The sequence below is a fragment of the Paenibacillus sp. GCM10028914 genome, assembly GCF_042666275.1.
GTDB lineage: Bacteria > Bacillota > Bacilli > Paenibacillales > Paenibacillaceae > Paenibacillus_AQ.
This window is the reverse complement of sequence record NZ_JBHTFO010000012.1, coordinates 34415-46953: the sequence shown is the minus strand read 5'-3', so window position 1 is coordinate 46953 and position 12539 is coordinate 34415. Positions and strand designations below refer to the sequence as shown.

The following is a 12539-nucleotide window of genomic DNA, read 5'->3' as shown; positions in this document are numbered from 1 at the left end:
TTTTCCTTGTTTTTTCATAATATAGTTTTAATTAACAGATTTTCATAAGGAGAGAAGAAATGAACAGAGAACAAAAATACAGGCTTCTGGAACAAGCTTCTCCCGAAGAGATTACCGCTTTAACTGATCTGGTGAACGAATGTCCATGGAGACAGACTTTTCATGTCCAGCCTATCATGGGCCTATTGAACGATCCCAACGGATTTTCATTTTATGAAGGTGAGTATCATCTATTTTATCAGTGGTTTCCCTTGGGTACTTATCATGGAATGAAATATTGGTATCATACCAAGTCAAAGGATCTAGCATTTTGGCACAATGAAGGCATCGCCATCGTTCCCAAGGATCCAATAGATTCCCACGGTGCTTATTCGGGTAGTGCGATTGTCAAAGATAATAAATTACATTTGATATATACAGGCAATACACGAGATAGCAAATGGAATCGGCGTCCCTATCAATGCTTGGCCATAATGAATGAAGAGGGTTTCATAAACAAGCAGAACACACCGCTTGTAGACCATGTTCCCGAAGGTTATACCGATCATTTTCGTGACCCTAAGGTCTGGAAAGACGATGATATGTATCGCTTTGTCATCGGTGCCCAAAGAGAAGATTTAACTGGAGCAGCAGTAGTGTATGAATCTTCTGACTTTAAAGAATGGCGGTATCAAGGAGAGATCAAGACAAACCTAGGTCATTTCGGATACATGTGGGAATGCCCTGATTATTTTGAATTGGAGGGAAAGGGGGTATTCATCTTTTCTCCACAGGGATTAACTCCAGAGCAAGACAGATTTCAGAATATATATCAATCTGGTTATTTAATCGGGAAGCCGCTAGATCGAAAAACCTTGGAGTTGGATCATGGAGAGTTTGAGGAACTGGATCGAGGATTTGACTTTTATGCACCTCAAACGATGGTTGATGAGAAAGGACGCCGGATAATGATAGCTTGGATGGGTCAGGCTGAGGTTGCTTACCCAACGGATTCCCATGGATGGGCGCATTGCTTAACGATTCCGAGGGAGCTTAAAATTCGTCATGGAAAACTGATTCAACAGCCTGTACCGGAATTGCAGAAGCTTCGGGGGCGGTCGATTGTAATACAAGATATGATCGAGAATGAGGTTCGAACCTATGAGGGAGTAAGAGGTACAACCTTCGAAATGGTATGCGAGTTTAGTGCTGTGAAGGCTGCTGCGGTTGGGATTGTCATTCGTGCGAGTCAGCAAGAGCAGACGATCATTCGATATGATAAAACCAACAAAAAAATAACGCTAAATCGCGCAGAGTCTGGCAATCTGAGTGACGGTACAAACAATGCGATTAGATCGTGTAGGTTGGATAGTGAGAACATTAAATTTCACCTTTTTGTAGATACATCCTCTGTTGAGGTTTTTATAAATGATGGCGAAGAGGTATTCACGAGCAGGATATTTCCGCAATCAGGCAGCGAGGAAATTCGCTTCTTCACTGAAGAGGGCAGTGCACATATGACAATGACAAAATGGGATCTTGCACAAGCAGTAGACTAATAATAAAAGGGGAGAAGGAAGAATGGCGAATAATCATGATATTGCAAAATCAGTAGTAGAAGCAATTGGCGGGAGAGAGAATATTGCTTCTTTTGCTCACTGTGCAACAAGGCTTCGTATTATGGTTCACGATGAGAAGAAGATTGATCAGAAAAAGGTAGAGAATATCGAGAAGGTTAAAGGCGCTTTTTTTAACTCGGGCCAATATCAGATTATCTTTGGTACCGGTACGGTTAATCAAATATTTGAAGAGGTCGAAAACCTTGGATTAGAAAGCACAAGTAAAGAGGCGTTAAAAAGCGAATCAAAGAAATCAGGGAATGCTTTTCAACGTGCAATTCGTACTTTCGGTGACGTATTCGTTCCGATTATCCCCGTATTGGTTGCAACAGGATTATTTATGGGACTTCGGGGGTTACTGACACAAGAACAGGTGCTTGCGTGGTTTGGTGCAACACCAGCTGATATTTCACCGAACTTCCTGCTCTTTACACAGGTGCTAACGGATACGGCATTTGCGTTCTTGCCTGCTTTGGTTGCTTGGTCCGCATTCAGAGTATTTGGCGGTAGTCCGGTCCTCGGGATTGTCTTAGGCTTGATGCTTGTAAATCCTGCATTACCTAATGCTTATGAAGTAGCTAATGGGTCATCAGAAGCACTTATATTCCTTGGATTTATACCGGTTGTTGGATATCAAGGGTCCGTTCTGCCAGCTTTTTTTATGGGATTACTAGGTGCGAAATTTGAGCGTTTTCTTAGAAAGAGAATTCCTGAAGCCATTGATTTGATCGTAACACCATTCTTAACCCTTGTTGTCATGATTATTCTTGGACTATTCGCGATTGGTCCCGTATTCCATTCAGTTGAAGAAATCGTTCTGAACGCAACAACGTTCGTGTTAGAACTTCCTTTCGGTTTGGCAGGACTTCTCATTGGCTTCCTTAATCAGATTATTGTCGTTACGGGTGTGCATCATATCTTTAACTTTTTGGAGATCCAATTACTTGAGCGGACAGGAGCCAATCCATTTAACGCAATCGTCACAAGCGCGATGGCTGCTCAAGGCGCAGCTTGTCTTGCAGTAGGCATGAAGACGAAGAATAAGAAGCTGAAAGCGTTGTCGTTCCCGTCTTCGTTCTCCGCATTATTGGGTATTTCAGAACCAGCTATATTTGGTGTCAACCTGCGTTATGTTAAGCCGTTTGTTATGGGTTTAATCGGTGGGGGTGTAGGCGGATTCATGGCATCGCTATTCCAGCTTAAAGCTACTGGTATGGCAGTCACCGTTATACCAGGAACGCTCCTTTACTTGAATAGCCAGCTTCCACTTTATATCCTCTGTAACATAGTAGCCATGGCAATAGCATTTGCATTAACCTGGTTCTTTGGGTTTAATGATAAAATGCTGGATGAACTGAGTTTGAAAAATAAATAGTAGATATAGAAAGCTCGCCGCATTGCTGGCGAGCTTTTTTCTTGTACGGAGAAGAAGTTACTTCTGCTGGAGAACATTGTATAATGAGTGACAGAAAGCTTAAATGTGAGGAGTCGTGCATCATGTTTAGAGGTTGGAAGCTATCTGTGCTTGGCATAGTGATTGTCGGCATCACTGCCGGGATCGCGCCCCAGTTCGGATTAATCGACTATTACAGATCTATATCCATGTTCATTTTATTCGTCTTGTTTATCGTAGCACTAGAAGTGATGGATCGATTCAACCGCCGAAAAAAAGAATAATAACATCCCAAAGATAGATGCGCATTGCTTCAAAACGTGATATATTTAACAAAAGTCACTATGTGTAACTGGCGTAGCATGGAACACCATGAGGGAGCACATAGATAACAGCCGTACGCCTGGGCAGAGGTAAGGAGATTCTCGAAGAATCTCCTTACCTCTTTGTGTTTTATAAACATAACTTGTCGAAAGGGCTGGTAAACATGAAGAATGAACCATTGATCTTGGATGGTAATCAAGTCGCAAATCGTATTAAAGAGGAATTGAAAGAGCGTGTCGAACAATTGGTACAGAATGGAGTTACGCCTTGTTTGGCAACTATACTTGTCGGTGATGACCCTGCCTCAGAGACATACGTTCGAATGAAGGGGAATGCCTGCAAGAGACTCGGGATCGATTCCAAACGTGTAGTGCTGGAAAGCTCAACTTCTACGGAAGAATTAATTAACGTTATTCGTGATCTAAATAATGATCCGTCTGTTCACGGTATATTGCTTCAGCATCCGGTCCCGCATCATATTGATGAACGCGCTGCTTTTGAAGCAATCTCGATTGAAAAAGATGTAGACGGTGTTACCATGCTTGGATTTGCTCAAAATGCATTTGGGCAGGCAGCCTTTCCTTCCTGTACGCCAGCAGCTATTCTGGCAATTATGGACGAATACCAGATTCCGATGGAAGGAAAGCACGCTGTCGTTGTAGGCAGAAGTCCGATTCTCGGAAAGCCGGTGTCAATGATGCTTCTGAATCGGAATGCTACCGTGACCATTTGTCATTCCAGAACGCAAAATTTAGACCAACTGGTATCCCAAGGGGATATCGTTGTGGCGGCAGTCGGAAAACCTAACTTCATTCAAGGAGATTGGATCAAGCAAGGCGCAGTTATTATGGATGCTGGATACAATGAAGGCAATATCGGAGATTGTGATTACGATGCTTGTTATGAGCGTGCAAGTGCGATAACTCCTGTTCCCGGTGGTGTTGGGCCGGTTACGATCGCTACATTACTGAAGCATACGGTTGATGCTGCGGAGAAGACCGTGAATTAAACGTAACAACAATGTAAGTATCATGAGACGGCTATTTATCCTGTATGGATGAGTAGCTGTTTCTTTTCATATGAAAATTTTGAATTGATTAAGATTATGCTACAATGATTGCTAAGTACGAATACCCTGAGACTACATTCTTGAACTTACGAACAGGAGGGCAAATATGGAGTGGTTAGCTGTACAGCCCTATTATAAAATCCGGAGAGAAGTTGGAAGTACGGAACAAAGAACGATTGAGGAAAACCGTACTTTATATTTGTATAATGATAAGATCGTAACTCAGTATCGTGAGTTTCCGATAACCGATGTGTTTGACGTGTCTTATCGTAAGATGGGGGAAACGGGTGGATTTCTTTATCTGCATACGAAGCTAGGTGTATATTCGTATACGGTTAAAGATAACCCAGCCAGCTTCATTAAAGCTTTCAAAAGTCTGTAATCAAGTGGGCCTGAATTACTCGGTTGTACGGATGATTCTGATGTATTCTCGCGGATAAAAGGACGCGGCACCATTGTTTGTTTCTTTTAGGCTGCGATTGTTTAAATGATCTGTATAGCTAAATGGCTCTAGGTTTGATTCAGGGTAATGTATTCGGTTAATATGCCTGTCCATCAACGCTGCCCCGATGATTAGAAAGGCGAACAGCGTAACACAAACGGTGACTTTCCGGGTAATCATTATTATCACTCCTCACCTAAGAGTGATTCCCCATCTCAGATTTTTCATTCATAATTCTTTTGACAAAAGCGCCAAAATTAAGCTATACTGATTCTCAGTTTGAGACTGAACGCGAACTATATATGGAAATAACCGGAGGAGCCTGCCAACAGCGGGCTCTTTTTGCGTTTTTTTGGTCTTACGATCTATGTATTGGTAATAATTTTGGCAATACTAAGGAAAGATTACATTTTTGGGCTAAGGAGGAATCAACTTGTCGCTGCTTCACGTCGCCATTATGGTACCTATTCTTTTTGCCGTTTTGGTACCTCTGTTTTACAAGTTTATGAAACGAATACACACAGGATGGTTTATCCTGCCTGTCCCTGCGATTTTGTTCGCCTATTTCATCAGCAGGATTCCTTCGGTACAGGAGGGGGGAGAAGTACTCTCTACCTTACGATGGATACCTTCTTTAGGCATCAATTTCACCGTATATCTTGATGGACTGAGTCTGTTATTTGCCTTGCTGATTACGGGCATTGGTATGCTTGTTGTCTTCTATTCTGTGTTCTACATGGATAAGAACAAAGAAGCGATCCACCGGTTTTATGTATACTTGCTTCTGTTCATGGGGGCTATGCTCGGTGTCGTGCTGTCCGATAACGTGATGGTACTTTACGGATTTTGGGAATTGACGAGTGTATCTTCCTTCCTGCTGATCGCTTTCTGGCATACTAGAGATCGCTCCAGATACGGAGCGCTAAAATCCATGCTTATTACCGTATTTGGTGGTCTTGCCATGTTCACCGGTTTTCTTATGTTATCGATCATGGCGAACAGTATGAGCGTCCGAGAAATCATTGGAAGCGTCGGTGAGATTACGGACCATGTATTATTTATACCTGCTATGTTTCTCATTCTTCTGGGCGCTTTTACGAAGTCGGCTCAGTTTCCGTTTCATATTTGGTTGCCGGATGCGATGGAAGCACCAACACCTGTCAGTGCTTATCTTCATTCCGCTACGATGGTAAAAGCCGGCCTTTATTTGGTTGCCCGTTTTAGCCCCGTGTTCGCGGGTCATGCCGAGTGGTTTTGGCTCGTGACAGCGGTTGGACTAACCACACTGATCTATGGATCTATTCGTGCCATTAAACAGACCGATTTAAAAGCATTGCTTGCTTTTTCTACGATTAGCCAGTTGGGATTGATTATGAGTTTGCTCGGTCTTGGTTCAGCTGCAGCTTTTTATTCTGGTAATCCAGAGTCTCTGGTTTACACAAAAGCGACAACAGCTGCTATCTTTCACCTCATAAATCATGCCACGTTCAAAGGCGCACTGTTTATGGTAGTAGGGATTGTAGACCACGAAACCGGTACACGAGATATCCGGAAGTTAGGCGGTCTTATGTCGCTCATGCCGATCACATTTACAGTTGCTGCGATTGGTGCATTTTCGATGGCTGGATTACCACCGTTTAATGGATTTTTAAGTAAAGAAATGTTCTTTACAGCAGTGCTTCAAGCGACAGAAATGGATTTCTGGAATGTTCAAACATGGGGTGTACTCATCCCTGTCGTGGCTTGGGTGGCAAGCGTGTTTACATTCCTGTACAGCATGATTTTGGTGTTCAAAACGTTCTCAGGCAAGTTTCAACCGAGCAAGCTCGATAAGAAACCGCATGAAGCACCGCTTGGGATGCTTATTCCACCGGTTATTTTGGCAACGCTAGCCGTGGTGTTCGGATTCTTCCCGAATCTGTTGTCTTATTCGTTAATTGAGCCGGCTATGGCGGCGATTTCACCTGATTTGTTAGCACCAGGAGAAAAATTCCAAGTGAAGATTGAGTTCTGGCATGGCTGGACAACTGAGATCTTTATGACAATCGGTATTATCATCCTGGGTACAATTCTTTACAAAGTTTATGGGAAATCCCGAGTGTTAAATCGCCCGCTATTTAATAAAATTTCGTTTAACCGGGTATATGACAGAGGACTTGCATCTCTTGAACGTAGTGGCAACAAAGTCACGGGTTCCTATATGACTGGTTCGATCCGTCACTATGTTATATATATTTTTGCATTTATGATCGCTCTATTGGGATACGCCATGGTTTATTCAGGTGGCATCAAGATTGATACCTCGAGTTATGCACCGATATCGTTCTATGAGGCGGTCGTCTTGATTGTGCTAGTTGCTTCGGTTCTGGCACTACCATTTGTCCGGACAAGACTAGTTGCCATTATTTTGACAGGGATGTCTGGTTATATGGTTACATTGTTCTTCGTTATATTCCGGGCTCCAGACCTTGCACTCACGCAGATGATTGTGGAGACAGTCTCTGTCATGTTGTTCCTATTATGTTTCTACCACTTGCCAAAGCTTAAGAAGGAGATTGTTTCACTAAAATTCAAATGGACAAACGCCTTAATAGCCATTGGTGTAGGTGTAGTGATGACATTGATCTCCTTAGGGGCGACAAGCGGTAGAATGTTTGAACCCATATCGGATTTCTTCATAAAGGGAAGTAAAGAGCTGGCTGGCGGTAAGAATATCGTTAATGTCATCCTGGTAGACTTCCGTGGATTCGATACAATGCTTGAGATTACGGTTCTATGTATTGCTGCCTTGGGCATTTATGCCATGATCAAGATTGATCCGGGTGATGCCATTCTTGGACAGCGGGAGATGAGACTTGATATTATTCTGCCGAGCAGCAATGACGTGATTTTGAGAACGATCTCGAAGGTTGTAATCTTTATTATCCTGACTTTTGCGCTGTACTTATTCCTTGCCGGACATAACAGTACGGGGGGCGGATTCATCGGTGGACTGATGACAGCCTCAGCCTTGGTGCTTCTGTCAATGGCGTTTGGAATGAATGTAAGCCAGAAGATTGTTCCCGTAAATTACAGAGTGATGACAGCTGTCGGTCTTTTGATCGCATATCTCACTGCTATGGGGTCCTTCTTATTTGACGCACCGTTTCTCAGTCATGCTTTTGGACATTTTACACTCCCACTGCTGGGAGATACTGAGCTTGCCACCGCTGTATTATTTGATTTAGGTGTGTACTTAGCGGTAGTTGGGGTCACTATGACGATCATTTATTCAATTGGGAGGGACGAATAGCCATGGAGTTATATATGTCACTAGCCATCGGCGTTTTATTCGCCGTTGGGGTTTACTTGATTCTCTCCAAAAGCTTGCTTCGCATCATTTTGGGAACTTCGCTACTTACGCACGGGGTACATCTATTGTTACTAACAACCGCTAAGCTGAAGACAGGGGCAGCTCCACTGCTTGGAGAACAGGCGGATTCTTATGTTGATCCGCTCCCGCAGGCGCTGATTTTAACGTCTATTGTCATTAGCTTTGGTGTAACATCATTCTTCTTCGTGCTTGCCTATAAAGCGTATCAGCGGCTCGGAACAGATGATATGGAAGAGTTGAGGGGGGAAGAAGATGAATAATCTGGTTGTTCTCCCGCTCCTGATCCCTTTGCTAACGGCTGTGATTCTAATTTTTCTATCGAAGAGAGTAAAAATACAACGATGGATCAGTCTAATCAGTGTCTTTCTTAATATGCTGTCGGTTGTGCTTCTTATTAACCAAGTACAGGATAAGGGAATTCAGACATTGTACATGGGAGGCTGGATGCCGCCTTATGGCATTGTGTTCGTAGCGGATATGTTTGCGCTGCTGCTTGTTATGACTACTCTTGTCGTGGCTGCAGGGTGTCTCTTGTATGCTTTTCGCACAATCGGTGAGCAGCGAGAGAAGTATTATTTTTATCCGTTCGTTCAATTTATTCTGGCGGGTGTTATTGGTTCGTTTATAACCGGGGATCTATTTAATCTGTTTGTCTGCTTTGAGGTGATGCTTATTTCGTCTTATGCATTGATCGTGTTAGGAGGAACGAAGCGGCAGCTCAGGGAAACGATTAAGTATGTGTTGATTAATATCATATCGTCCAGCTTGTTTGTAGCGGCGATGGCTTATCTGTATGGTGTGGTCGGGACACTTAATATGGCTCATTTATCCGTACGTGTAGCCGAAGCGGGGCAAGGCGGCATACTAAGCGTTATCGCAGTGATGCTCCTTATCGTATTCGCTTTGAAAGCAGGATTGTTTCTCTTTTTCTGGCTGCCCGGGTCATACAGTGTACCACCAACTGCAATAACAGCATTATTTGGTGCACTGCTGACAAAAGTCGGTCTGTATGCGATTATCCGAACATTTACGCTCATTTTCTATCATGATCAAAGCTTTACACATAGTATTATCGCCTGGATGGCAATTGCTACGATGATCTTGGGTGGACTGGGAGCAGTGGCGTATAAAGACGTTTATCGCATACTGAACTATAACGTGGTTATAAGTGTCGGTTTTATCGCCTTCGGGCTGGCTGTTGCAACTAAAGAATCACTTGATGGTACAGTCTTATATTTAATGCATGACATGGTAGCCAAGGCGTTGATGTTCATCCTGGGAGGAATGATTATTGCTGCCGCAGGAACGAACAGACTGAATGAAATGGGCGGACTTATTAAACGATACCCATGGATGGGTTGGATGTTCTTCATCCTGACACTGGCTCTGGTAGGAATTCCGCCTCTTAGCGGCTTTCCTGGGAAAGTGCTTATGGTACGTGGTGGTTTGAATGAAGGAGAATTCTTGCTAACAGCTTTCGCTGTCGCTTCCAGCCTTATTGTGCTTTACTCCTTGGTTCGCTTGTTTATGGGAGCATTTTGGCGGGAGGATCACTTGCTTCCTGTGCGGGATCAGAAAAAATGGCATAGTACGGCATATGTATCTGTGATCGGATTATTTATATTGGTTATCGCTTTAGGCGTTGGTTCGGAATGGATTTATTCCTATGCCGGACAGGCGGGTGAAGTATTAGCCAATCCGTCTATATACATTGATGCTGTATTAAAGGAGTAGTGGAGATGGGCCATCAAATCTTATTAAATCTAATCATTGCCTTTGTCTGGATGTTTCTTTACTCGGATTGGTCTCCGCAAAGATTCATTCTGGGATACTTAATCGGTGTAGTTCTCATTGGGCTCTTGAGTCGCTTCTGGCCGCATGATTTTTATTTGCGGAAGCTTTGGGCGGTTATAGCTCTGCTCATGTTGTTTCTGAAAGAGCTGTTTAAATCAAGTTTTACCGTTCTTGGCCAAGTTTTAAGACCTAAACTGAACATTCGGCCGGGTATATTCGAGTATGAGACAGAGCTGAAATCAGACTGGGAGATTACCGTCTTATCATGTCTTATATGTTTGACACCTGGGACACTGACAATGGAAGTCTCTCATGATAAGCGGAAGCTATACATTCATGCGATGGATATTGAGGATAAGGGTGAAGTTGTTCAGCAAATTAAGAACACCTTTGAAAAAGCGATTTTGGAGGTGACCAGGTAATGTTGAACACGATGCTTGTTGCAGCGCTTGCCATTTTGTCACTGGCTATGCTTGGTTCGCTATTCCGCTTAATTAAAGGGCCTTCCATGAATGACCGGATTATGTCACTCGATACGATCGGGATTTTATTGTTGTCCATGATCGCCGTGCTGTCGATGTTGTTTAGGACGGAAGCGTATTTAGACATCATCTTATTGATCGGTATTTTGACTTTTATAGGCACTACAGCCTTGGCAAGATATATAGAGAGGGGTGATGTCATTGAACGGAGTAACGATGAGTGAAATCGGAGAATTATTGATCGGGTTAATCGTTTTGTTTGGTGCTCTGATTAGTGCGGTCAGTACATTTGGCTTAATTCGTTTGCCTGATGTCTATTTACGATCACATGCTGCTACTAAAAGTTCAACACTTGGTGTTCTACTCATTCTAACAGGGGCTTTTCTGTACTTTATGTTCTATGTAGATCATATCAGTGCCAAACTGTTACTTGGCATCATCTTTGTGTTTATAACGGCTCCTGTAGCGGGGCATCTCAATGGAAGAGCTGCATATCGCTCAGGGGTTCCGTTATGGAACAATAGCACGAGTGATGATCTTCGTCCTGCACTGGAGAAGGAATATAAGGATAGCAAGTTGGGAAAAGAAAAAAACCAAGGACTCGACTAGTAGATGTATTGACACTGATCTATTGTAAAGTGATAATCACTCTAAAGGAGCTGATCTATTGCTAAGAGTGTGCATGAATCGTAATGAATTCAATTTGCTTGGAGGGCTTTCCCTCGAGAATGTGTGCTTTGATCCATTAATTCAAGCTTTTAAGGAAGTGCGAATGCGTGGTGAAGAAGAAAGTCGTTTCTACGAGGGGATGACAAAGGGGCAGCAGTTATTGTTTATGTACCGTGTGTACTATGATCATGTGAATCATTCACCGGAAGAACTGTATTGGTGGAGCGCTTATTTTTGGGCTCAACCGCCGAAATGGATGGCTCTAAAAGCAAGCTTCCGTTATTTCGGGAGCGAAGATGCCTCCTTGCTGTTGGAGAGCATAGAAGGCTTTCTGAAGACTAACGGGTACCCGAGCAGTCTCGAAGGCTTTAATGTTTCCCGTACAGCAATGGATGATGATCCAGAATTGTTGAATTCATTTCGTGCATTCTATGAACGTTTCTTACAATGTGATAAAGTCATTCATCAAAGGATAGCTCAGTATATTCACACTTGTCCTGAGGAGTTTGTGCAGTTCATATAATTGCATTTACCTTAAAAGTTATAACGATATAATTAAACAAGCTGATTTCTGTGTGATGCAGAAATCAGCTTGTTTGTTTATCCGGCGTATTTAGGCATGATGATAACGGTTTTCTAGTTTTTTACCAGCCAACCAGAGCAGCCACAACACACCTAAAGCAATTAGAAGCTTCCATGGTTCGTGAATAAATCCTTGCCAGTCATGACCGATAAAAGCGATGATAAAGATCATAACTGATTTTCCTGCCATAACGGCAATGGTGAACGTTGACAAGGAGACTTTACTAATCCCAGATGCCACATTGATGAGTGCGGAAGGCGTAAAGGGGAAACAGTAAAGAATGAATATCGGTGTGAAGCCTTTTTCCTCGATCCAATGAAAAAAACGCTGTGTACCAGGCATTCGTTTTTGTATGTACATGCCAAGCCTGCCCCCAAGCTTACGCGCTATCCAGAACACAGTTATAGATCCTATGCAAACACCGATCCATGAGAATAAAAATCCCCACCACAATCCATAAGCAGCTGCATTTCCCATCACGATGACAATGAGCGGTAAAATAGGAAGAAATGCTTCAATAAAAGTAAGCAATATGCCTGGCAGGGGACCTAGTCTAGAGTAATTCTGAAGCCAAGTTTCAACTTGATTCATATCGATATTTTTCATAAAGGTGAATGCTTGTTCAATCCAATCCAACATGATGTATACGATCTCTCCCCATGATAACCTGGTAATTGCGTAACGCTATCTATTGTTACTGTGATTAACACATGTCATTATATTTTAAAAATTCAACGAATTTTATTATAGCACAACAATCGATAGTACTGCATCCAACTAAACCTAATGAAACCTTTAACTCATTGTTAGGT

General features: G+C 42.8%; 14 protein-coding genes and 1 riboswitch. Of the genes, 12 read left to right on the top strand and 2 right to left on the bottom strand.

Translation table 11 applies throughout. The features are described 5' to 3' along the window. The first annotated feature begins 59 nt into the window (after positions 1-59). The 5 genes from ACFQV5_RS10535 (at position 60) to ACFQV5_RS10515 (ending at position 4766) form a co-directional block, all read left to right on the top strand. Entirely contained in the window at positions 60-1538 is a 1479-nt protein-coding gene (locus tag ACFQV5_RS10535) for a glycoside hydrolase family 32 protein (protein WP_379246438.1), read from the top strand. Positions 1539-1560: 22 nt separating this feature from the next. Further along, positions 1561-2973, top strand: a complete 1413-nt coding sequence (locus ACFQV5_RS10530; RefSeq protein ID WP_379246436.1) for a sucrose-specific PTS transporter subunit IIBC — start codon at positions 1561-1563, stop codon at positions 2971-2973. Positions 2974-3095: 122 nt separating this feature from the next. Then, on the top strand, positions 3096-3275 hold the full coding sequence (locus ACFQV5_RS10525) for a hypothetical protein (RefSeq protein WP_379246434.1): 180 nt from the start codon (positions 3096-3098) through the stop codon (positions 3273-3275). A gap of 54 nt (positions 3276-3329) precedes the next feature. Beyond that, positions 3330-3407, top strand: a riboswitch (ZMP/ZTP riboswitch). A gap of 71 nt (positions 3408-3478) precedes the next feature. Next, a complete protein-coding gene (locus tag ACFQV5_RS10520; protein ID WP_379246432.1) occupies positions 3479-4324 on the top strand; it encodes a bifunctional 5,10-methylenetetrahydrofolate dehydrogenase/5,10-methenyltetrahydrofolate cyclohydrolase in 846 nt (281 codons plus the stop codon). Between the two features lie 166 nt (positions 4325-4490). Further along, positions 4491-4766, top strand: a complete 276-nt coding sequence (locus tag ACFQV5_RS10515; protein ID WP_379246430.1) for a hypothetical protein — start codon at positions 4491-4493, stop codon at positions 4764-4766. A 15-nt stretch (positions 4767-4781) separates the two neighbouring features. Here ACFQV5_RS10515 and ACFQV5_RS10510 read toward each other — a convergent pair whose 3' ends face one another. Next, positions 4782-5006 (bottom strand): hypothetical protein, encoded by a 225-nt coding sequence (locus ACFQV5_RS10510; protein WP_379246428.1) that lies wholly within the window; start codon positions 5004-5006, stop codon positions 4782-4784. A 253-nt stretch (positions 5007-5259) separates the two neighbouring features. On the opposite strand from ACFQV5_RS10510, the gene ACFQV5_RS10505 reads away from it, so the two are divergent. The 7 genes from ACFQV5_RS10505 to ACFQV5_RS10475 all read left to right on the top strand — a co-directional run bounded on the left by ACFQV5_RS10505 (position 5260) and on the right by ACFQV5_RS10475 (position 11667). Beyond that, on the top strand, positions 5260-8118 hold the full coding sequence (locus ACFQV5_RS10505; RefSeq protein ID WP_379246426.1) for a Na+/H+ antiporter subunit A: 2859 nt from the start codon (positions 5260-5262) through the stop codon (positions 8116-8118). Positions 8119-8120: 2 nt separating this feature from the next. Further along, a complete protein-coding gene (locus tag ACFQV5_RS10500; protein ID WP_379246424.1) occupies positions 8121-8459 on the top strand; it encodes a Na(+)/H(+) antiporter subunit C in 339 nt (112 codons plus the stop codon). Beyond that, positions 8452-9933, top strand: a complete 1482-nt coding sequence (locus tag ACFQV5_RS10495; RefSeq protein ID WP_379246422.1) for a Na+/H+ antiporter subunit D — start codon at positions 8452-8454, stop codon at positions 9931-9933. Before ACFQV5_RS10500 ends, ACFQV5_RS10495 begins: the two co-directional genes overlap by 8 nt. Positions 9934-9938: 5 nt before the next feature. Then, positions 9939-10415: a Na+/H+ antiporter subunit E gene (locus ACFQV5_RS10490; RefSeq protein ID WP_379246420.1), complete on the top strand. Its 477-nt coding sequence runs from the start codon at positions 9939-9941 to the stop codon at positions 10413-10415. Continuing rightward, positions 10415-10699, top strand: coding sequence for a Na(+)/H(+) antiporter subunit F1 (locus ACFQV5_RS10485; RefSeq protein WP_379246418.1), 285 nt, complete (start codon positions 10415-10417; stop codon positions 10697-10699). Before ACFQV5_RS10490 ends, ACFQV5_RS10485 begins: the two co-directional genes overlap by 1 nt. After that, entirely contained in the window at positions 10692-11084 is a 393-nt protein-coding gene (mnhG, locus tag ACFQV5_RS10480) for a monovalent cation/H(+) antiporter subunit G (RefSeq protein ID WP_379246416.1), read from the top strand. Before ACFQV5_RS10485 ends, mnhG begins: the two co-directional genes overlap by 8 nt. Positions 11085-11157: 73 nt before the next feature. Next, positions 11158-11667 carry a hypothetical protein gene (locus ACFQV5_RS10475; RefSeq protein WP_379246414.1) on the top strand — a complete coding sequence of 170 codons (510 nt, stop codon included), beginning with the start codon at positions 11158-11160 and terminating at the stop codon, positions 11665-11667. 90 nt (positions 11668-11757) lie between these two features. Here ACFQV5_RS10475 and ACFQV5_RS10470 read toward each other — a convergent pair whose 3' ends face one another. Continuing rightward, entirely contained in the window at positions 11758-12366 is a 609-nt protein-coding gene (locus ACFQV5_RS10470) for a TVP38/TMEM64 family protein (RefSeq protein WP_379246412.1), read from the bottom strand. Between the last annotated feature and the right edge of the window lie 173 nt (positions 12367-12539).

What these genes read in the sequence shown, in the direction of transcription:
- ACFQV5_RS10535 (WP_379246438.1), top strand. Translation starts at nt 60, where the DNA reads ATGAACAGAGAACAAAAATACAGGCTTCTGGAACAAGCTTCTCCCGAA.
- ACFQV5_RS10530 (WP_379246436.1), top strand. Translation starts at nt 1,561, where the DNA reads ATGGCGAATAATCATGATATTGCAAAATCAGTAGTAGAAGCAATTGGC.
- ACFQV5_RS10525 (WP_379246434.1), top strand. Translation starts at nt 3,096, where the DNA reads ATGTTTAGAGGTTGGAAGCTATCTGTGCTTGGCATAGTGATTGTCGGC.
- ACFQV5_RS10520 (WP_379246432.1), top strand. Translation starts at nt 3,479, where the DNA reads ATGAAGAATGAACCATTGATCTTGGATGGTAATCAAGTCGCAAATCGT.
- ACFQV5_RS10515 (WP_379246430.1), top strand. Translation starts at nt 4,491, where the DNA reads ATGGAGTGGTTAGCTGTACAGCCCTATTATAAAATCCGGAGAGAAGTT.
- ACFQV5_RS10510 (WP_379246428.1), bottom strand. Translation starts at nt 5,006, where the DNA reads ATGATTACCCGGAAAGTCACCGTTTGTGTTACGCTGTTCGCCTTTCTA.
- ACFQV5_RS10500 (WP_379246424.1), top strand. Translation starts at nt 8,121, where the DNA reads ATGGAGTTATATATGTCACTAGCCATCGGCGTTTTATTCGCCGTTGGG.
- ACFQV5_RS10495 (WP_379246422.1), top strand. Translation starts at nt 8,452, where the DNA reads ATGAATAATCTGGTTGTTCTCCCGCTCCTGATCCCTTTGCTAACGGCT.
- ACFQV5_RS10490 (WP_379246420.1), top strand. Translation starts at nt 9,939, where the DNA reads ATGGGCCATCAAATCTTATTAAATCTAATCATTGCCTTTGTCTGGATG.
- ACFQV5_RS10485 (WP_379246418.1), top strand. Translation starts at nt 10,415, where the DNA reads ATGTTGAACACGATGCTTGTTGCAGCGCTTGCCATTTTGTCACTGGCT.
- mnhG (WP_379246416.1), top strand. Translation starts at nt 10,692, where the DNA reads ATGAGTGAAATCGGAGAATTATTGATCGGGTTAATCGTTTTGTTTGGT.
- ACFQV5_RS10475 (WP_379246414.1), top strand. Translation starts at nt 11,158, where the DNA reads ATGAATCGTAATGAATTCAATTTGCTTGGAGGGCTTTCCCTCGAGAAT.
- ACFQV5_RS10470 (WP_379246412.1), bottom strand. Translation starts at nt 12,366, where the DNA reads ATGTTGGATTGGATTGAACAAGCATTCACCTTTATGAAAAATATCGAT.